The organism is Pseudaquabacterium pictum (genome assembly GCF_005403045.1).
GTDB classification, from domain to species: domain Bacteria; phylum Pseudomonadota; class Gammaproteobacteria; order Burkholderiales; family Burkholderiaceae_C; genus Pseudaquabacterium; species Pseudaquabacterium pictum.
Genome location: NZ_BJCL01000005.1, coordinates 228,029 through 246,489, shown reverse-complemented (window position 1 = coordinate 246,489; position 18,461 = coordinate 228,029). Strand labels below are relative to the sequence as shown.

The window sequence follows — 18,461 nt, the reverse complement described above, 5'->3', positions numbered from 1 at the left end:
GGGGTGGGGCTGGCGAGGCCGTCAGGCAGCCGAGGCTGCGCGCGCCGCCGGCGGGCCGCCGGCACCACCAGGCGCCGATCCGGCCCCTGCCGGCGCCGAGGCGCCGCCGCCGGGCCGGCCAGCGCGGCCACCCGGGCGGTTGAGGTCGACCACCCGCACCGGCGTGCCGTCGGCGCGCATCAGCCGGGCCTGGCCGGCCAGCACCACGGTGTCGCCCTCGGCCAGGCCGGACAGCACCTCCACCTTGCCGGCGGCGCGCTGGCCGATGCGGGCTTCCAGCCTCTTCGACACCAGGCCCTTCTCGCCTGGCACCAGCTGGACCAGGAACTGCTTGTCACCCTGCGGCACCAGCGCTTCCTCGGGCACCACCAGCGCGGCTTCACGCACCGAGAACACCACCCGCGCGCGGGCGAACATGCCGCTGCGCAGCACGCCATCCCCATTGGCCAGCTTGGCCCGCACCAGCACCGAGCGGCCATTGGCATCCAGCTGGGAATCGAGTGCGCCGACCACCGCCTGCAGCTTGCGGCCGGGCAGTGCATCCAGCGTGATCTCGACCGGCTGGCCGGGCCGGGTGCGGCTGAGAAAGCGCTCGGGCAGGCGGAAGTCCACCCACACCGACGACACGTCTTCCAGGTTGACGATGTCGGCACCGTCCTTCAGGTAGTCGCCCACGTTCACCAGCTTGATGCCGGTCACGCCGTCGAAGGGCGCGTAGATCTGCAGCCGGGCCGCCTGGGCCTTGGCCAGCGCCACCTGGGCCATGGCCACCTCCAGCGCGGCGGCGTTCTGGTCGACCGCGCTCTGGCTGACGAAGTTCTGCGCCACCAGTTCGCGGCTGCGCTGCAGGTTGGTGCGGGCGATGCTGGCCTGGGCCTCGGCCTGCTGCAGCTGGGCCTGCTGCAGGGTGTCGTCCAGCTGCACCAGCAACTGGCCACGGCGCACCCGCTGGCCGTCGGCAAAGCCCAGCTTGATCACCCGGCCGCTGACCTCGGGCCGCACCACCACGCTCTGGTTCGAGCGCAGCGTGCCGACCGCCTGGGCATCGTCTTCCAGCCGGGCGACGGTGACCTTGCCGGCCTCCACAGGCACCGGGCCGCCCTGGCCAGGGCCCCCTGCGCCCGGCGGGCCGCCGGCACCGGACGCACCACGTGCGGCCGGCGCTGCCGCGGTGGCCGCCATGCCGGGCAGGCCACCACCGGGGCGGTTCTGCAGCCACCAGGCCGCGGCCACGGCGCCCGCCAGGGCCACAACGACAAGGGTGGTGTGCACTTTTTTCATCAGGCCTGGCGTCAAGTCAATCTTCGAATGTAACGGCGCCGCCCCGACCCCGCTGTCACCCGTGGCTACCCGCCTGCGGGGTGATGACCGTGCAGGCCGCGGGGCGGCAGCTCAGCGCAGCCGCACGGTGTCGACGCCGCGGTTGGCCAGCGCGTCGGCGCGCTCGTTGCCCGGGTCGCCCGAGTGGCCCTTGACCCAGTGCCACTGCACATCGTGGCTGGACACCAGTGCGTCCAGCCGCTGCCACAGCTCGATGTTCTTCACCGGCTTGTTGTCGGCGGTGCGCCAGCCGCGCTTCTTCCAGCCGTGGATCCAGCTGGTGATGCCGTCCTTCACATAGCTGCTGTCGGTGTAGATGGCCACCGGCGTGCGGCGCTTGAGCAGCGCCAGCGACTCGATCACCGCGGTCAGCTCCATGCGGTTGTTGGTGGTCGAAGCCTCGCCGCCGAACAGCTCCTTCTCGTGCGCGCCCCAGCGCAGCCACGCACCCCAGCCGCCCGGGCCGGGGTTGCCCTTGCAGGCGCCATCGGTGTAGACCACCACGCGTTCCGGCGCTGCCGGGCTGTCGTCTTGCATTCAGTCGTTCTCCTGTGTGTGTGTCTCGTCGGCATTGGTCCAGCCCTGGCGCCAGGCCGGTGGCGTGCCGCGGTTGGCCACCACCGCCGGTGCAGCGGCCCGCTTGGCCACCTTCTGCCGACGGGCCAGGCCCACCAGGCGCATGCCGCGCACCCGCTTGACGGCTTCGACCATGTAGACCGCGCCCAGCACCGGCCAGCCACGGCGGCCGGCTTGCTCCATCCAGGCGAAGCGGGCCAGGCCGGCTTCCGAGCGCAGCGGCGGCGCCCAGCAGCCGAAGCGGCCACGCTCGACCTCGAAGCCCAGCAGGCGCAGCCAGTCCCGCACGCGGCGGTAGCCGATGAACTCGCCCGCGCTGGGCAGGTACAGCGGGCGCTGGCCGCCCAGGCGCTGGCGCCAGTGGCCGGCATGCTGGCGCAGGCCCCACAGGCTGGCCGGGTTGAAGCCGACGATGACCACGCGGCCCTCGGGCACCAGCACCCGTTCCACCTCGCGCAGGGTGTCGTGCGGATCGCGCGCCAGCTCCAGCGTGTGCGGCAGCACCACCAGGTCCAAGCTCTGGTTGGGAAAAGGCAGCGCATCGAAATCACAATGCAAAGCGCTGCCGGCATCCATCGGCATCAGCGTGGACAGGGCATCATCGGCCACCGGCAGCGGCAGGGCTTCGGGCGCGCGCAGGCTGTCGCTGGCCACCCAGCGGTGCGGCATGCGGTTGGCCCGCAGGCCGGCCAGATCGGGCAGCCCCAGCTGCAGCGCATGGAAGCCGAACAGGTCGGTCACGGTGCGGTCCAGCTGGGCCTGTTCCCAGTCCAGCAGGTAGCGGCCGGGCGGGCTCTGCAGCCACTGGGCCAACTCTATAATCGATGGATTGCGCGTCATGAAACTGATAGCCCTGCCCGCCTTCACCGACAACTACATCTGGATGCTGCACGATGACCGCCAGGCCATCGTGGTCGATCCGGGTGATGCGGCACCCGTGGCAGCTGCGCTGGATGCCCAGGGCCTCGCGCTGGCCGCCATTCTAGTGACGCACCACCACCCCGATCATGTCGGTGGCGTGGCAGCGTTGCGGCCGCGGCTGCAGGGCCCGGTCTACGGCCCGGCGCGCGAATCCATCCCCCAGCCCTTCCAGCCGCTGACCGATGGTGACCGCGTCGAGGTGTTGGGTCTGCGGTTCCAGGTGATCGACGTGCCCGGCCACACCGCCGGCCACATCGCCTATTTCCTGCCGGCGCAGGATGGCCAGGCGCCGGTGCTGTTCTGCGGTGACACGCTGTTCTCGGGCGGTTGCGGCCGGCTGTTCGAAGGCACGCCGGCGCAGATGCACCAGTCGCTCGGCCGCCTGGCCGACCTGCCCGGCGACACCCGGGTGTGCTGCGCCCACGAGTACACCGAGAGCAACCTGAAGTTCGCCCAGGCGGTCGAGCCGGCCAATGCCGCGCTGGCGCGCTACACCCTGGCCTGCCGCGCCCTGCGCGCCGACGGCCTGCCCACCCTGCCCTCCACCATCGCGCAAGAGCGTGCGATCAACCCCTTCATGCGCTGCGATGCGCCCGACGTGATCACCGCCGCGCAGTCCCGCGGGGCGGCCGACCCCAGCGGGCCCGCGGTGCTGGGCGCCCTGCGCGAATGGAAGAACAATTTCCGATGACACCGCCCCATGCCGGCCTGGCCCTGCCCCACCACCCGACCGCAAGGCTGAGCCTGCGCCTGCTGCCGCTGGCGCTGGCCGCCCTGGTCAGTGCCTGCGCCACTGGCCCCGGCCTGCAGACGCCGGCCACCGCCCCCATCGCCGCCGCCCAGGTGGCGGCCGCCCAGCCGGCACCGTTGCCGGTGGCCGCACCGGCACCCGCGGCAGCGCCAGCCCTGGTCGACGTGGTGCCACAGCCGGCCACGCCCGACCCGATCGCCGTCGACCCGCTGCGCCCCACCGAACTGCTCGACCTGGGCGCCCCCGGCAGCCAGACCGATCTCTGGGCGCGGGTTCGCCAGGGCACGGCCATTCCTGACCTCCAGAACGAGCGGGTCGAGAAATGGCAGCAGTACTACGCCAGCCGACCCGACTACGTCCAGCGCATGACCGAGCGCGGCGGCCGCTACCTGTTCCACATCGTCGAGGAAGTGAACCGCCGCGGCCTGCCCACCGAGCTGGCCCTGCTGCCCTTCATCGAGAGCGCCTTCAACCCGCAGGCCATGAGCAGCGCCAAGGCGTCCGGCATGTGGCAGTTCATCCCCGGCACCGGGCGTGATTTCGACCTGCGGCAGAACGTCTTCCGCGACGACCGCCGCGACGTGCTGGCCTCCACCCGCGCCGCACTCGACTACCTGCAGATGCTGCACGGCATGTTCGGCGACTGGCAGTTGGCGCTGGCCGCGTACAACTGGGGCCAGGGCAGCGTGCAGCGCGCGATCGACCGCAACCAGCGCGCCGGCCTGCCCACCGACTACGACAGCCTGCGCATGCCCGACGAGACGCGCAACTACCTGCCCAAGCTGCAGGCGGTGGAGAACATCGTCGCCAATCCGCAGGCCTTCGGCCTGCGCCTGCCGGTGCTGCAGAACCACCCGTACTTCGTGTCGGTGGCGCTGGACCGCGACATCGACCTGGACCTGGCGGCGCGCCTGGCCGGTGTGCCGCTGGACGAGTTCAAGCAGCTCAACCCGCAGATGAACAAGCCGGTGATCCTGGCTGCCGGCACGCCGCAGGTGCTGCTGCCCTACGACAACGCCAGCCAGTTCGTGCGCGGGCTGCGCCAGCACCGCGGCAACCTGGCCAGCTGGACGGCCTGGGTGGCACCGAAGACGGTGAAGCCGGCCGAGGCCGCCCGCCTGGTGGGCATGGACGAGGCCCAGCTGCGCAGCGTCAACAACATCCCCAAGGGCATGCTGGTGAAGGCCGGCTCCACCCTGCTGGTGCCGCGCAGTGCCCACCGCACCGAGGACGTGGCCGAGCACATCGCCGACAACGCCATGCTGGCGCTGGCGCCCGACGTGCCGCCGCTGCGCCGCCAGACCTTCAAGGCCGGCAAGAAGGGCGACAGCGTGGCCGCAGTGGCCAAGCGCTTCCGCATGCGGCCCGAGCAGGTGGCCCAGCTCAACAACGTGGCCGTGGGCGCGCGCTTCAAGCCGGGCCAGGCGGTGACGGTGATGGTGGCCAGCAAGCCCACGCGGGTGGCCGCCAAGGCCGGCGCCGCCAAGCGGCTGAGCAAGCCCGCCGCCACCGCCCGCACCCGGGCCAACTGAGCACGCGGCTGACGCCGGCGCTCAGCGCCGGTCGCTCAGCGCATGGGCCAGGGTCGACAGGTCGACGTATTCCAGCTCGCTGCCCACCGGCACGCCACGCGCCAGGCGGGTGACCGTCAGCGGCGCGCCGCCGGGCCCCGGCAGGCTGCGCAGCGCCTGCGCCAGCACATGGGCGGTGGCCTCGCCCTCGGCCGAGAAGCCGGTGGCCAGGATCACCTCCTGCACCACGCCGTCGGCCGCGCGCTCCAGCAGCGGGTGCACGCCGATGTCGGCCAGGCCGATGCCATCGAGCGGGCTGAGCCGGCCCATCAGCACGAAGTACAGGCCGCGGTAGCTGCCGCTGCGCTCCACCGCCGCCTGGTCGGCCGGGCTTTCCACCACCAACAGCTGGCGCGCATCGCGCTGCGCATCGCTGCAGGTGGCACACAGCGCCTCTTCGGTGAAGGTGTGGCAGCGCTGGCAGTGCTGCACCGCCAGCGTGGCCGTCTGCAGCGCCTGCGCCAGGCGCTGGGCGCCGTCGCGGTCATGCTGCAGCAGGTGGTAGGCCATGCGCTGCGCCGATTTCTGGCCCACGCCGGGCAGCCGCCGCAGCGCGTCGATCAGGCCTTCCAGGCTGCGCTCGGCCACCGCGGGATCAGAACGGGAACTTCATGCCGGGGATGTTGGGCATCCCGGCGGTGAGCTTGCCCATCTTCTCCTGCGTGGTTGCCTCGACGCGGCGCACCGCGTCGTTGATGGCGGCGGCCACCAGGTCTTCCAGCATGTCCTTGTCGTCGGCCAGCAGGCTGGGGTCGATGGTGACGCGGCGCACGTCGTGCTTGCAGGTCATCTGCACCTTGACCAGACCGGCGCCGGATTCGCCGGTCACCTCGATGGTGGCGAGCTCGTCCTGGGCCTTCTTCAGGTTGTCCTGCATGGCCTGGGCCTGCTTCATCAGGCCGGCCAGTTGGTTCTTCATCATGGTGGGGATGCCTTCGGGTTGGATTGCGGACCGCCGCCGTCGGCGGCCAGGGGTTTGACCGAGCCCGGCACGAGGCGGGCGGTGCGGAACTGTGCCATCAGCGCGCGCACCTCGGGGTCGGCCTGGATCAGTTGTTCGGCCGCGCGCTGGGCCGTCTCGCGGGCGTGGTTGTCGCGGCGGGTGATGGCGTCCTGCGCCACGCCGGCCACCACCTCCACCTGGGCGGGTTCGCCCAGGGCCTCGGTCAGCGCGGCCGCCAGCTTGGCCGCCAGGCTGGGGTTGCGCAGGCTCTCACGCTCGACCCGCAGCTGCCAGCGATGGCCGCCGCTGTCGACCGGGGTCACGGCCAGCAGCTCGGCCTGCCAGGCCAGTTCACGCACCATGGCCACCAGGTTGCCGGCGGCGGCCAGCGGGCGCACCAGCGCGGCCCAGCGGTCACCCAGCGGGGTGGTGACCAGCGGTGCCACCGGCTCCACCGCAGCGGCTGCGGCAGGTACCGGGCGGGCCATGACCGGCGCGTCGGCGACCGGCTCGTCCGGTGGCAGGACGGCATCGGACGCGCCCTGCGCGCCGTCGTCGTCCGGCACCGCCTCTTCGGCCCAGGGCGGCGGCTCCTCGGCGGTGAGGCGCCGGGGCGCCGGGGCAGGCGCGCGGGCAGCAGCGGGTGCGGGCGGTGGGGCGGCCGGGCGCGGAGCCACAGCCGGCCCGGCTGGCGCCTGCAGCACGGGTGGCGTGGCCGGTGCCGGCCGCGGCGGCGGCGCGGCCGGCACCGCCGGCAAGGCCGCTGCTGAAGGCCGTGCGGGCGCCGTGCTGCGCGCCTCGCGCGGGGCAGCGACCAGCGGCGCGGCACGCGGCGCACCGGCCGGCACCGGTGCCGGCCCGGCCGGCGGAAAGGCCAGCAGGCGCAGCAGCACCATGGTCAGCGCGGCGTATTCATCGGACAGCAGGCTCAGTTCGACCCGGCCATGCACCACGATGCTGTAGAGCAGCTGGGTCTCGTCCGGCGGCAGCTGGGCGGCCAGGGCACGGGCGCCGGCAGCGTCCGGGTCGGCATCGTCCAGCGCGCCGGGCACGGCCTGCTCCACCGCCATCTGCTGCAGCAGGCCGGCCATCTCCTCCAGCGTGCCGGCGGCCGACAGGCCCATGCCGCGCAGGGCATCCACCGTCGCCAGCACGGCGGGGCCGTCGCGGCCGGCCAGGGCCTGCACCAGCGCCGCGGCATGCGAGCGGTCGACCGTGCCCAGCATCGCCCGCACGCCGTCCTCGGCCAGGCTGCCGGCGCCGAAGGCGATGGCCTGGTCGGTGAGCGACAGCGCATCACGCATCGAGCCGCGCGCCGCCCGCGACAACAGGCGGATGGCGCCGGCATCGGCGGCCACGCCCTCGGCGGCCAGCACCTGCTGCAGGTGGGCGGCCACGGTCTCGGGTGCCATCGGCCGCAGGTTGAACTGCAGGCAGCGGCTGAGCACCGTGGGCAGCATCTTCTCGGGGTCGGTGGTGGCCAGCACGAACTTCAGGTACTCGGGCGGCTCCTCCAGCGTCTTCAGCAAGGCGTTGAAGGCGTCCTTGGTGAGCTGGTGCGCCTCGTCGATCATGAAGACCTTGTAGCGGCCGACGCTGGGCTTGTAGGCGGCGCGCTCGATCAGCTCGCGGATCTCGTCGATGCTGCGGTTGCTGGCGGCGTCGAGCTCGATGTAGTCGATGTAGCGGTCGGCATCGATCTCGGTGCAGGCCTGGCAGACGCCGCAGGGCGCGGCAGTGACACCGCCGGTGCCGTCGGGGCCGGTGCAGTTCAGGCTCTTGGCCAGGATGCGGCTGACCGTGGTCTTGCCGATGCCCCGCGTGCCGGTGAACAGATAGGCATGGTGCAGCCGCCCGCTGCTCAGCGCATTGCCGAGCGCCTGCACCACATGCGCCTGGCCCACCATCTGCGCAAAGCTGCGGGGCCGGTACTTGCGGGCCAGGACGACATGAGACATCACGGCATTCTAGGCGGCGCCCCCCGGCCGGCCGGGGGCCGGCGGGGCGGGCGGGCGCGGGGCCTCGCCGATAATCCCGGGCATGAGTTCCCACCATGCCCCCTCCAGCCCCGGCACCCTCAGTTACGAACAAGCGGGCGTCAACTACGACCTGATCGACCCGCTGAAGGTCAGCGCCCAGCGCGCCGCCGCGGCCACGGCCGGGCATCTGGCAGGGCATGGCTTCACCGAAGTGGCGGCCTCGCGCGGTGAATCGGCCTATGTGGTCGATGTCGGGCCGTTCTACATCGCCAGCATCGTCGAATGCCTGGGCTCCAAGGCCCTGGTGGCCGACGAGATGGCGGCGCTGACCGGCCGCAGCTGGTATGCCGGCATCGCCCAGGACACCATCGCGATGGCGGTCAACGACCTGATCACCGTCGGCGCCACACCGCTGGTGGTGCAGGCCTACTGGGCCGCCGGGGGATCGGACTGGTTTGGCGACGCCACCCGCGCGCAGGCGCTGGTGGCCGGCTGGAAGGCCGCCTGCGACACCTGCGGCGTGGCCTGGGGCGGCGGCGAGACGCCGGCCCTGGCCGGCATCGTCGAGGGCGGCCGCATCGACCTGGCGGCCAGCTGCACCGGCCTGGTCAACCCCAAGCAGCGGCTGAGCGTGGGCGACAGGCTGGCCGCCGGCGATGCCATCGTGCTGCTCGATTCCAGCGGCATCCATGCCAACGGCCTGAGCCTGGCCCGCAAGCTGGTGGAGCGGCTGCCGCAGGGCTACCTGACCGAGATCGCGCCCGGCCTCAGCTACGGCGAGGCCCTGCTGGCGCCCACCGTGCTGTACTCGCCGGTGACCGAGGCCCTGTGGGCGGCCGGCATCGTGCCGCACTACAACGCCAACATCACCGGCCATGGCTGGCGCAAGCTGCTGCGCCACCCGGGAACCTTCACCTACCGCATCCACACCGTGCCGCCGGTGCCGCCGGTGCTGCGCTTCATCCAGCAGCAGGCCCAGCAGGACGACCAGGAGGCCTACAGCACGCTGAACATGGGCGCCGGCTTTGCCCTGTTCGTCGCCCCCGGCGATGCCGAGCGCACCGTGGCCATCGCCCAGGGCCTGGGCATTGGCGCCCGCGTGGCCGGCACGGTCGAGGCCGGCCCCAAGCAACTGCTGATCGAGCCGCTGGGCCTGCGCTTCGGCGACGACGCGCTGCAGCTGCGCTGATCCGCGCGCCGGCAGGCGCGCTCCACCGGTCGTTTTGAGCCTCGGCTGCCCCGCCGGACGGTTGCCTGCGCGTCGCGCTGATCAGCATGATCAGATATGATCTTGCTGAGATCAGCCCGCCCACGCCATGACCCTTCTCAGCGCTCCTGACCACCGCAGCGACGTCCTCCTCCCTGTGCTGCCGGTGCAGGTGGCCGCGCCCAGGCCGGCAGCGCCGGCGACCACGCGGCCGTCGGTGACCGTGGAGATGCTGCGCGGCGTGCCGCTGTTCCATGACCTGGAGCCCGAGCTGCTTGCCCTGCTGGCGCGGCGCGCGGTGCTGCGCCGTCTGGGCCGCCATGCCATGGTGGTGGACCAGGCAAGCCAAGAGGCGGGGCTGTTCGTGCTCTTGCAGGGCCAGGCCCAGGTGCTGCGGCACAACCTGCGCGGCCGCTCGCTGCTGGTGGACCAGCTGCGCTCGGGCGACCACTTCGGCGAGCTGAGCGCCATCGACGCCCAGCCGCAGTACGCCGCCGTGCGCTGCACCCTGCCCAGCGAGGTGCTGGTGATCGGCCGGGACGACTTCCTCGACTGCCTGCAGGAGTCCCAGGCCCTGATGCAGGCACTGCTGCGCCTGACGGTGCAGCGCCTGCGGCGCAAGAACCGCCGCATCGCCCTGCTGGCGCTGCACGACGTGCGCGGCTGCGTGGTGCAGCAGCTGCTGGATCTGGCCGAGCTGCGGGACGGCCGGCCGGTGGTGCGCGGCCGCGTCTGCCGCCAGGCCATCGCCGACATGATCGGCGCCTCGCGGGCCATGGTCAGCCGGGTGATGATGGCGCTGACCCGTGCCGGCGAACTGCAGGTGCTGGACGACGGTTCGACGGTGGTGCACTGCCAGGCGCCCAACCCGGCCGCCCGGCCGCCGCGCGGCACGGCGGCGCGCCGCCGCGCCGCCGGCTGAGCCGCTGCATCGGCCAGGCACTGCGCGGTCCTGCCGGCCAGCTGCCAGCAGCCATCACAATCGCAGCGCCGGCGCCCGCTGTCTCCACGCTGCCAGCGGCCGGTTCCGGGACTCGATGCCACCATGCCGCCGCTGTCGCCGCTTCCGCTGATCGCCCTGGTGGCGGGGGTGCTGTACGGCCTGCTCGCGCTGACCCTGTGGACCCTGCTGCGGCGCCGCCACCCGGCGCAGCCGCTGGCGCTGTGGGTGGGCGGCGCGCTGCTGGCCGGCCTGGCGATGGTGCTGCTGGGCCTGGCCGCGCTGATGCCGCCCTGGCTGGGCGCCCACCTGGCCTTCCACAGCCTGCTGGGCGCCTTCGCGCTGCGCATCCTGGCGCTGCGGCGGGAGCTGGGCCGGCCGCTGCGGGTGGGCCGGGCGCTGGCAGCCTGGCTGGGGGCCGGTGCGGTGCACCAGCTGGCCGGGCTGGTGGCGACGCCGGCCGTGGTGCTGGCGGTCAGTGCACTGCTGCTGGCCGGCGCCGCCCTGGTGCTGGCCCGCCATGCGGTGGCGGTGGGCCAGGTGCTGGGGTCGCGCTTCGGCCACGGCCTGGCGGCCGCCGAATGCCTGCTGGCGCTGGCCGTGGTGGCACGCACCGCCGCCAGCCTGGCCGGCTGGGTGCCGCCCGGCGGCAACGGCAGCGGCTGGGACCTGGCGCTGGCCGCCTCGCTGGCGGTGGTGACGGCCCTGTTCGGCAACCTGGGCTACCTGGGCCTGGTGCTGGGCCGCAGCCGCGCCGCCGAGCGCGCCGCCATCGAGGTGCAGTGGGCCGAGCGGCTGCGCCGCGACGCCGCCGAGGACCGCGCCGCCAGCCTGCGTGACCTGCTGCACCAGCGCGACGAGCTGGCCGCCGAGCGCGACCACCTGCTGAAGCTGCTGGCCCACGAGATCCGCCAGCCGCTGCACAACGCCAGCGGCGCGTTGCAGGCCGCACGCGCCGTGCTCGACGAGCCGCGCCGCGACGTGCTGCCGCTGGCTGCCGAGCGCCTGCAGCGCGCCCAGGGCGTGCTGACCGACGTGCGCTCGGTGCTGGACAACACCCTGGCCGCCGCCAACCTGCTGGGCGGTGGCGATGCGCTGTACATGCCGGACACGCCGCTGATGCCGCTGATCCAGCAGGCCCTGGCCGATCTGCCCGACGCCCAGCGCCGCCTGGTGCGGGTGCACTGGCAGGACCTGCCCGACACCGCCGAGCTGGAAGCCGGCCTGGTGCGGCTGGCGCTGCGCAACCTGCTGCGCAATGCCTTCAGCCATGGCGGGCCGGCGGTGTCGGTGCTGATCCAGGCCGAGCGCCAGGCCATGCCGCCGGCGCTGGTGCTCAGCGTCGTCGACGACGGCGTCGGCCCGCCGCCCGGCTGGCAGCCGGCGCCGGCACGCACGCCGCTGCGCCCCGGCGCCCAGCGACCGGCGCCGCGTGGCCTGGGCCTGTACATCGTGCGCGAGGTGATGGCCCGCCACGGCGGCGCGCTGCAACTGCAGCCGCGCCAGCCGCACGGCCTGGTGGCGCGGCTGGTGTTCCCGCAGCAGGCGCAGGCCCGCGCCGCCTGAGGCAGCACCGATGCCCGCGCATTTCGTGCTGCAGCTGGCCACCGCCACCGTGGGCCTGCTGCACCTGCTGATGGCCTGCGCCGCCTGGCTGATGCTGCGCGGCCCGCGCCATGCGCAGGCGGTGCAGCTGTGGGCTGCAGGCACGCTGCTGCTGGGCGCCTGCCTGGCCCTGGGTGGCCTGGCCGATCCGCTGCCGCCGCACCTGCCGGCGGTGCTGCAGCAGGCCGGGCTGCCAGCGCTGCTGCTGGCCGGGCTGGTGCTGCGGCTGCTGGCACTGCGCCGCCACATGGGCCGGCCGCTGCACCTGGGCAGCTGGTCGGTGGCGGCCGCGGCGCTGGGCCTGGGCTGGGCCGCCTGCCTGCAGTCGGACGACCCGCGCGTGGCCGCCAGCTATGCCAATGCGGTGCTGATCCTGGGCACCGCCATCACCGGGCAACATGCCTGGGAAGCCAGCACCCGCAGCGGCGCCCGCACCGGGCGCTGGCTGGCCTGGACGGAGTGGCTGCTGACCGCCGCCCTGGTGCTGCGTGCCTTCGCCATCGCCGCCGCGCCGCCGTCAGCCGGCCGCTGGGACTGGTGGCTGGTGGTCGGCGCCGCGGCGCTGGCCGCGCTGTTCGGCAACCTGGGCTGCCTGGGCATGGTGCTGGACGACCTGCACCGTGCCGAGCTCCAGGCCCGCCAGGCGCAGATGGACGAGACCGCCAGCCGCGAGGCCGCCGAGCAGACCGCGCAGGAGCTGCAGGCCCTGCTGTCCCAGCGCGACGAACTGGCCGAGGAGCGCGAAAGCCTGCTGCAGATGCTGGCGCACGAGATCCGCCAGCCGCTGCAGAGCGCCGGCCAGGCCATGCAGGATGCGGTGCAGGTGCTGCGCCAGCCGCGCGGCGCCAGCGCCGGCCAGGTGCGCGCCCAGCTGCTGCAGGCGCAGACGGTGCTGGGCGATGTGCGCTCGGTGCTGGACAACACCCTGGCCGCGGCCACGCTGCTGTCGCGCGGCACGCCGCTGGTGCGGCAGGAGGTGGCGCTGGACTTCCTGGTCGAGCTGACGCTGGGCGACCTGGGCGCACGCCAGCTCGACCGGCTGACGGTGGACTGGCGCACCGATGTCGACAGCCTGGAGGTGGAACCCGGCCTGGTGCGGCTGGCGCTGCGCAACCTGCTGAACAACGCCTTCGCCCATGGCGGGCCGGCCGTGCAGGTGCAGCTGTGCATCGACGAGTTGCCCGCCGGCGGCGGCCTGCGGCTGCTGGTGGCCGACGACGGCCCCGGCATCGCGCCGGACCAGTTGCTGACGCCGCCGCCCGGTCAGCCGGCGCGCCGGCGCCTGGGGCTGAGCGTGGTGCGCCAGGTGATGGATCTGCACGGCGGCCAGCTGGTGCTGGGCAACGAGTTGCCGCGCGGCTTCGTCGCGCAGCTGGTGTTTCCGCTGCCGGCCGACGACTGGGGCATGGACGACGCGCTGGCCGACGCCCTGGTGGGCGACGGCGGCGAGCCCGAACTGGCTCAGGCCGGCTCGAGCGGCGCGCGGAACACGTAGCCCACGCGGGACTTCGACTGCAGCGGCACCAGCCCGGGCGTGGCCCGCTCGATGCGGCGGCGCAGGCGGTAGATGGTGGCGTGCAGCAGGTTCGGGTCCTCGTTGAGCGACAGGCCCAGGCGCTGGGCCAGGGTGTCGCGGGCCACGGTGGCGCCATCGGCCTCCAGCAGGCAGGCCAGCACGCTGGCATCGGTGGGGCTCAGCTCGATCACCGCGCCATCGGGCGCCAGCAGGCGGCGGGCGGCCTCATCCAGGCGCCAGGCGGCCTGCGTCACCCGCTTGCCGCCGGAGCGGCGGAACACCGCCGCCACCGCCAGCGCCACCTGCTCGAAGGTGACCGGCTTGGCCAGGTGCATGTCGGCACCGGCCAGCATCACCTGGTCGAAGACATCGTCGGCGAGCTTGCCCGAGACCACCAGCATGCCGGCGTCCGAGCGCCGGCGCAGCAGGCGGATCAGGCTCAGGCCGTCGATGCCGGGCAGCATCAGGTCGACCACGTAGAAGTCGAAGCCGAAGGGCTGCGCGCTGCACAGCAGGTCGTCGCTGTCGGCGAACCACTGCACCGCCACGCCCCGGCCAGCGAGGTAGGACGCGAGGTATTCGCTGAAGGTGGCGTCGTCGTCGACGAGGGCCAAGGTGGCGGGAAGCATGCGTGCTGCGGGGACTGCACTGACGTGAATCGGGATTGTGCACGCCCGTCCACCGGGGCCGCTGGAGGCCTTCACCTACAATCCGCGGTGACGGGCCTCCCCGCATGGAAGCGCGGCCAACCGGGTCAGGTCGGGAACGAAGCAGCCCCAACCGTTGTGACCAGTGCCGGGGTCAGGCTCGTCACCCCCCTCATCTTCACCCGCCGCTCAGGATTGCGGCGCGGCCTGCCGGAACGCCATCACCGCCTGGTTGCGCAGCGTGCGCAGCAGCGCCAGTTCCCGGTCCCCCACCTGCAAGGCCCCGGCCTGCGCCTGGTCGGCATAGATCAGCGCGAATGGCGCCTGCTTCATCTGCATCGGCAGCAGCAGGAACGACGGCGCATCCACCTGCTGGCGGTACCAGGCCGGCAGCCGCTGCGCGATGGCCGGCGCGCGGGCGTCGGCGATCAGCGTGTCGCTGCCCTTGAGGCACACCGCGCCGAACAGGTCAGGCGGCTGGTTGGCCGGCCAGCGCAGCGGCACCTGGAACAGCGGGCTCAGCGCAGCGGCCCGGTCGCCCAGGCCGAAGCGGCCATGCAGCCGGCCGCTGGCCGGATCACGCAGGCAGAACACCATGCGCTGGAAGCCCAGTGCCCGGTACATGGTCTCCAGCACCATGCGCAGCACCTCGTTCAGGCGGAAGCTGTCACCGGCCAGGGTGTCGGTGATGTCCTGGATGCCGGCGGCCAGCACCTCGCTGACGACCACCGTCGGGCCCGCCGTCCGGCCGGGCGGGGGAGTGTCGACCAGGCGCACCGTCGGCTGGTCGGCCGCGGCCGGCGACACCGCTGCCGCCGCGCCCAGCGTGGCCACCAGCCGGTGCGGCGTCAGCGTGTCGGGCGGGTCGGCCGGCGCCGCCTGGTCCAGCACCTGCTGCCCGCGGCTGCCGCGCGGCAGCACCAGGCCCATGGCCGGCGCCATCTCGGCCATCACCGTGCGGGCGGCATCCACGGCCCGGCGCAGCTCGGGCAAGGCCAGGCCCAGCACGCGGCCATGGCGCTGCACCACCGCCTCCAGCCGCAGTGGCAGGCTGTCGTCGTCGGCCGACCAGAGCGCATCGGAGACCTCGTTGGCGGCCACGGCCAGCCAGCGCAGGCGCTCCGGACCGCTGGCCAGCGACTGCGCGGGCAGCACGCCGTCGGGACGGCGCATGCAGCGCTGCAGGCTGTCGGGCAGGCTCCAGTGGCGGGCCACGCCCATGCCCAGCGCCTCGAAGCCCAGGCCCAGCACCATGTGGGCAGCGCGGTCGGCCAGCTGGTCGGGGTGGCTGCGGCTGTCGGCCGGTGCCGGCGTCAGCCGCAGCTGCGCGCGGATGGCCTCGGCCTCGTCGGGAAAGTAGTACTCGGTCAGCAGCTTGCCGAGGTTGTAGAACATGCCGCCGAGGAAGGCCTCCTCGGCATCGCGCGCGCCGGCCGACAGGGCATGCGCCAGCTGCGCGGCCAGCATCGAGCGCAGGAACTCCTCCTTCAGCCGCTGGGCATGGGCCTTGTCCTTCATGTGCTCGACCAGCACCAGCGACAGCGCCAGGTTGCGGATGCCCGCCAGGCCCACCAGCGCCACCGCCCGCGACACCGTGGACACGCCGTGGCCGTTGCGCCGGTACTGCGCGGTGTTGACCAGGCGCAGCAGCTTCTGCGTCAGCGCCACGTCCTTCAGGATCTCGTCGGCGAGCGAGCTGAGCGAGTCGCTGTCGGAATTGGCCATGCGCTGGATGCGCAGCACATGGCCGGTCAGCGCCGGAAAGTCGCTCTTGTGGCGCATGCGCCGCAGCAGGAAGTCCAGCGTGCCGTGGCCGCTGCCCGCCTGCGGCTCGTCGGGTGGCGCCAGCCACTGCATCAGCGCATCGCGCAGGCTGGCGGCGCTGTCGTAGCGGTCGGCCGGATCGCGGGCGATGGCCCGCTGCACGATGGCGCGCAGCCGGTCGTCGGCATCGGCGCCCTCGGGCAGCAGCAGGTCCTCGCTCAGCACGCGGCGCAGGGCGGCGCGTGGCTCGCGCTCGGGCAGCAGCCGTTCGCCGGTCAGCAGCTCGGCCAGCACCAGGCCGGCGGCGAACACATCCATCTGGCCCGATGGCGCCGCCGCGGCCGCGGCCTCGGGCGACAGGTAGCCCGGCGTGCCGACGATGCAGCCGGCCAGCGCATCGGCCGCGTCGCCGGGGCCGGCATCCAGCCGCGCGGCGATGCCGAAGTCCATCACACGCGCCCGGCCGTCGGCGTCGACCAGGATGTTCGACGGCTTCAGGTCGCGGTGCACGATGTTCTGCGCATGGGCCGCGCGCAGCGCGTCCACCACGCCCAGCATCAGCTCCACCGCGTCGCGGGCGGGCAGCCGGCCGCGCTGGCGCAGCAGTTCGGCCAGGGTGCTGCCGGTCACCAGCTCGAACACCAGGCAGGCCTGGCCGTCGATCTGCTCGGCATCGAACACCGGCACGATGTGCGGATGTGCCAGGCGGCCGACCGCCCGCGCCTCCTGCAGCCAGTGCTGCGCCGGCTGGCCGGGCAGCGGCCGGCTGGCCTCGGGGTTGAGCAGCTTCAGCGCGACCGCGCGGTCCAGGCGCTCGTCATGCGCCCGCCACACCGTGGCCTGGGCGCCACGCCCCAGCGGCGACAGCAGCCGGTAGCGCCCGAACTGCGCCCCGGCCGCCGGGGTCAAGGCGCTGCCCCGGTGGCCAGACCGGCGGCAGACGCCGTTCCGGCGCCGGCGCCGGGCTGCGGCGCGCTGCCGGCGGCATGGTCGGCAGGTTCGTCGTAGGGCGAGACGCCCTGGGCGGCCATCTGCACGTCGCGCAGCGTCACGCCCAGGATGCGGCCGTAGCGCTGCACCACCCGCTGCAGCCAGGCCAGGCGGTGGTGGGCCGGCACGCTGCGCGCATCGACCACCTCGTTGGCGCAGCTGGCGGTCAGGCGCAGCAGGTCGTCGTCGCCGTCGGGGCTGTGCACCGGTGCCGTCCACGGCACGCGGCGGACCATGTGCACCACGCTGTCGTCCATGCCCCAGTGGCGGGCCACGGCCACGCCCAGCGCGTCGATGTCCACGCCCAGCACCGCGAAGGACGCGCCCTCCTCGCCCATGCCCGGGTCCTCGGGCTCGCCGGCCTTGGCCGGCGGCGCCGGCTGCATCAGCCGGCGGATCTGCACCGCCTCTTCCGGAAAGTGGTACTGCACCACCAGCCGGCCCAGGCTCTGCAGCATGGCCAGCAGGAAGACCACCTCGGCGTCGTAGCCGGCCGGCCGCAGCCACTGCGCCACCCGGCCAGCCAGGCGCACCCGGTCCAGCAGGGCCGACAGCTCGGTGGCATGGGCCTCGTTCAGCGGCCCGGGCCAGGGCCGCATCGCGGTGGCGACGCGGCGCACGCCGTCGATGCCGATCATCTCGATGGCCCGGCGCGCCGTCAGGATCGGCCCGTTGCCGCCGCCCATGGTGGTGCGCATGCTGCCGCCGTTGACGCTGCGCAGCAGTTCGAAGGTCAGGCCGACATCCTGGATCACGATCTCGGCCAGGTCGGTGCTGCGCTGGCGCTCCAGCGAGGCCAGGCGCGCCGCGCGGCTGGCGCCGCCGGGCATCGCCGGCAACAGGCCGGCAGCGCGCATGCGGTCGAGCAGCAGCATGATCGGGCCGCCGCTGGATTCGCCATCGGTGCGCAGCCAGCCGCTGAGCGCACGCTCCAGCGTGCGGGCATTGCGGTAGCGCTGGCGCTCCTGGCGGTCGGTGGCGCGGTTGACAATGGCGCGCAGCGGTTCGGGGATCGGGTGCGCGCCGGTCCAGGGCAGGCGCACGATCTCGCGGCCCAGCGGCGGCATGCGGTCGATCACCACGCCGGTGTCGGCCTGCTCCAGCGGCGCGGTGCCGGCCAGCGCATGGTGCAGCACCAGGCCCAGGCCCAACACATCACGCTCGGCGGCGCGGCGCTGCGCCTGCAGGCTGGCGGCATCGGCGTCGGCCGGCGACACCACGCCCAGGCCCATCAGCGTGCAGGTGCCGTTCTCCGACAGGGCCAGCATGCCCGCCTGCACATCATGGTGGGCCAGGCCGGCCTCATGGGCGAAGGCCAGGCCTTGCAGCACCTGCAGCATCCAGGGCACCAGCTCGGCACCGGGCAGGCCCTTGCTGCTCAGGCGCTCAGCCAGCGTCACCGTGTTGCCGCGGTCGTAGGCGATGTAGGGCCAGCGCTCGTGCTCGCCCACCTCCACGGCCGGTTGCAGGCCAGGGTGATCGACGCGGGCAGCGCGGCGGGCGGCCTCCAGCCAGCGTTGCAGCGCATCGGCATCGGCCGGCTGGGTGCGGGGCAGCATCAGCACCATCTCCTGACCAACCCGCGGGTCGGACACCAGCCAGAGCATGCTGCGGGCGCTCTTGCCCAGAAGCCGCAGCAGCTGAAAGCGGCCGAGGTGGCGCACGGCTTGGGCGGCGGAACGGGGCGGCGGTGGTGCGGCCATGCGACTGCTCGTGTTGTTTCGCTGGATT

At 73.6% G+C, this 18,461-nt stretch carries 15 protein-coding genes and 1 other RNA gene; 7 read left to right on the top strand and 9 right to left on the bottom strand.

Annotated features, from left to right (window positions below; genetic code table 11):
- Nucleotides 1–21 precede the first annotated feature (21 nt).
- From FFT10_RS12395 to FFT10_RS12385, 3 genes are all read right to left on the bottom strand, one after another.
- Complete coding sequence (locus tag FFT10_RS12395; protein ID WP_137733131.1) at nt 22–1,281, bottom strand: efflux RND transporter periplasmic adaptor subunit; 1,260 nt, start codon at nt 1,279–1,281, stop codon at nt 22–24.
- Nucleotides 1,282–1,392: 111 nt separating this feature from the next.
- On the bottom strand, nt 1,393–1,857 hold the full coding sequence (gene rnhA, locus FFT10_RS12390; protein WP_137733130.1) for a ribonuclease HI: 465 nt from the start codon (nt 1,855–1,857) through the stop codon (nt 1,393–1,395).
- Nucleotides 1,858–2,736, bottom strand: a complete 879-nt coding sequence (locus FFT10_RS12385) for a class I SAM-dependent methyltransferase (RefSeq protein WP_137733129.1) — start codon at nt 2,734–2,736, stop codon at nt 1,858–1,860. It lies immediately after the preceding gene.
- On the opposite strand from FFT10_RS12385, the gene gloB reads away from it, so the two are divergent.
- A complete protein-coding gene (gene gloB, locus FFT10_RS12380; protein ID WP_137733128.1) occupies nt 2,735–3,508 on the top strand; it encodes a hydroxyacylglutathione hydrolase in 774 nt (257 codons plus the stop codon). The genes FFT10_RS12385 and gloB overlap by 2 nt on opposite strands.
- The gene (locus tag FFT10_RS12375; RefSeq protein WP_137733127.1) at nt 3,505–5,100 is read left to right on the top strand and encodes a transglycosylase SLT domain-containing protein; all 1,596 of its coding nucleotides are present in this window, start codon (nt 3,505–3,507) and stop codon (nt 5,098–5,100) included. Before gloB ends, FFT10_RS12375 begins: the two co-directional genes overlap by 4 nt.
- 21 nt (nt 5,101–5,121) lie before the next feature.
- Here the strand turns inward: FFT10_RS12375 and recR are convergent, their stop codons facing one another.
- Genes recR through dnaX form a run of 3 tightly spaced genes read right to left on the bottom strand, consistent with a single transcriptional unit; the run spans nt 5,122 to nt 8,040 of the window.
- Complete coding sequence (recR, locus tag FFT10_RS12370) at nt 5,122–5,727, bottom strand: recombination mediator RecR (RefSeq protein WP_137733126.1); 606 nt, start codon at nt 5,725–5,727, stop codon at nt 5,122–5,124.
- Between the two features lie 7 nt (nt 5,728–5,734).
- Entirely contained in the window at nt 5,735–6,061 is a 327-nt protein-coding gene (locus tag FFT10_RS12365; RefSeq protein WP_137733125.1) for a YbaB/EbfC family nucleoid-associated protein, read from the bottom strand.
- A complete protein-coding gene (gene dnaX, locus FFT10_RS12360) occupies nt 6,058–8,040 on the bottom strand; it encodes a DNA polymerase III subunit gamma/tau (protein WP_137733124.1) in 1,983 nt (660 codons plus the stop codon). Before dnaX ends, FFT10_RS12365 begins: the two co-directional genes overlap by 4 nt.
- Before the next feature lie 82 nt (nt 8,041–8,122).
- Between dnaX and FFT10_RS12355 the strand changes: the two genes are divergently transcribed.
- From FFT10_RS12355 to FFT10_RS12340, 4 genes are all read left to right on the top strand, one after another.
- Entirely contained in the window at nt 8,123–9,250 is a 1,128-nt protein-coding gene (locus tag FFT10_RS12355; protein ID WP_137733123.1) for an AIR synthase related protein, read from the top strand.
- 127 nt (nt 9,251–9,377) lie between these two features.
- Complete coding sequence (locus FFT10_RS12350; RefSeq protein WP_137733122.1) at nt 9,378–10,190, top strand: Crp/Fnr family transcriptional regulator; 813 nt, start codon at nt 9,378–9,380, stop codon at nt 10,188–10,190.
- A 123-nt stretch (nt 10,191–10,313) separates the two neighbouring features.
- Nucleotides 10,314–11,774, top strand: coding sequence for a sensor histidine kinase (locus FFT10_RS12345; RefSeq protein WP_137733121.1), 1,461 nt, complete (start codon nt 10,314–10,316; stop codon nt 11,772–11,774).
- A gap of 10 nt (nt 11,775–11,784) precedes the next feature.
- On the top strand, nt 11,785–13,308 hold the full coding sequence (locus FFT10_RS12340; protein ID WP_137733120.1) for a sensor histidine kinase: 1,524 nt from the start codon (nt 11,785–11,787) through the stop codon (nt 13,306–13,308).
- Here FFT10_RS12340 and FFT10_RS12335 read toward each other — a convergent pair.
- Nucleotides 13,275–13,958 carry a response regulator transcription factor gene (locus tag FFT10_RS12335; protein WP_137733119.1) on the bottom strand — a complete coding sequence of 228 codons (684 nt, stop codon included), beginning with the start codon at nt 13,956–13,958 and terminating at the stop codon, nt 13,275–13,277. The genes FFT10_RS12340 and FFT10_RS12335 overlap by 34 nt on opposite strands.
- An 89-nt stretch (nt 13,959–14,047) precedes the next feature.
- On the opposite strand from FFT10_RS12335, the gene ffs reads away from it, so the two are divergent.
- Nucleotides 14,048–14,144: signal recognition particle sRNA small type (gene ffs, locus FFT10_RS12330), an RNA gene on the top strand.
- A gap of 21 nt (nt 14,145–14,165) precedes the next feature.
- Here the strand turns inward: ffs and FFT10_RS12325 are convergent.
- Both FFT10_RS12325 and FFT10_RS12320 read right to left on the bottom strand, forming a co-directional pair.
- Nucleotides 14,166–16,649, bottom strand: coding sequence for a serine/threonine protein kinase (locus tag FFT10_RS12325; RefSeq protein WP_137733118.1), 2,484 nt, complete (start codon nt 16,647–16,649; stop codon nt 14,166–14,168).
- Nucleotides 16,646–18,433: a serine/threonine protein kinase gene (locus tag FFT10_RS12320; protein ID WP_228027084.1), complete on the bottom strand. Its 1,788-nt coding sequence runs from the start codon at nt 18,431–18,433 to the stop codon at nt 16,646–16,648. The genes FFT10_RS12325 and FFT10_RS12320 overlap by 4 nt, the downstream gene beginning before the upstream one ends.
- Nucleotides 18,434–18,461 lie beyond the last annotated feature (28 nt).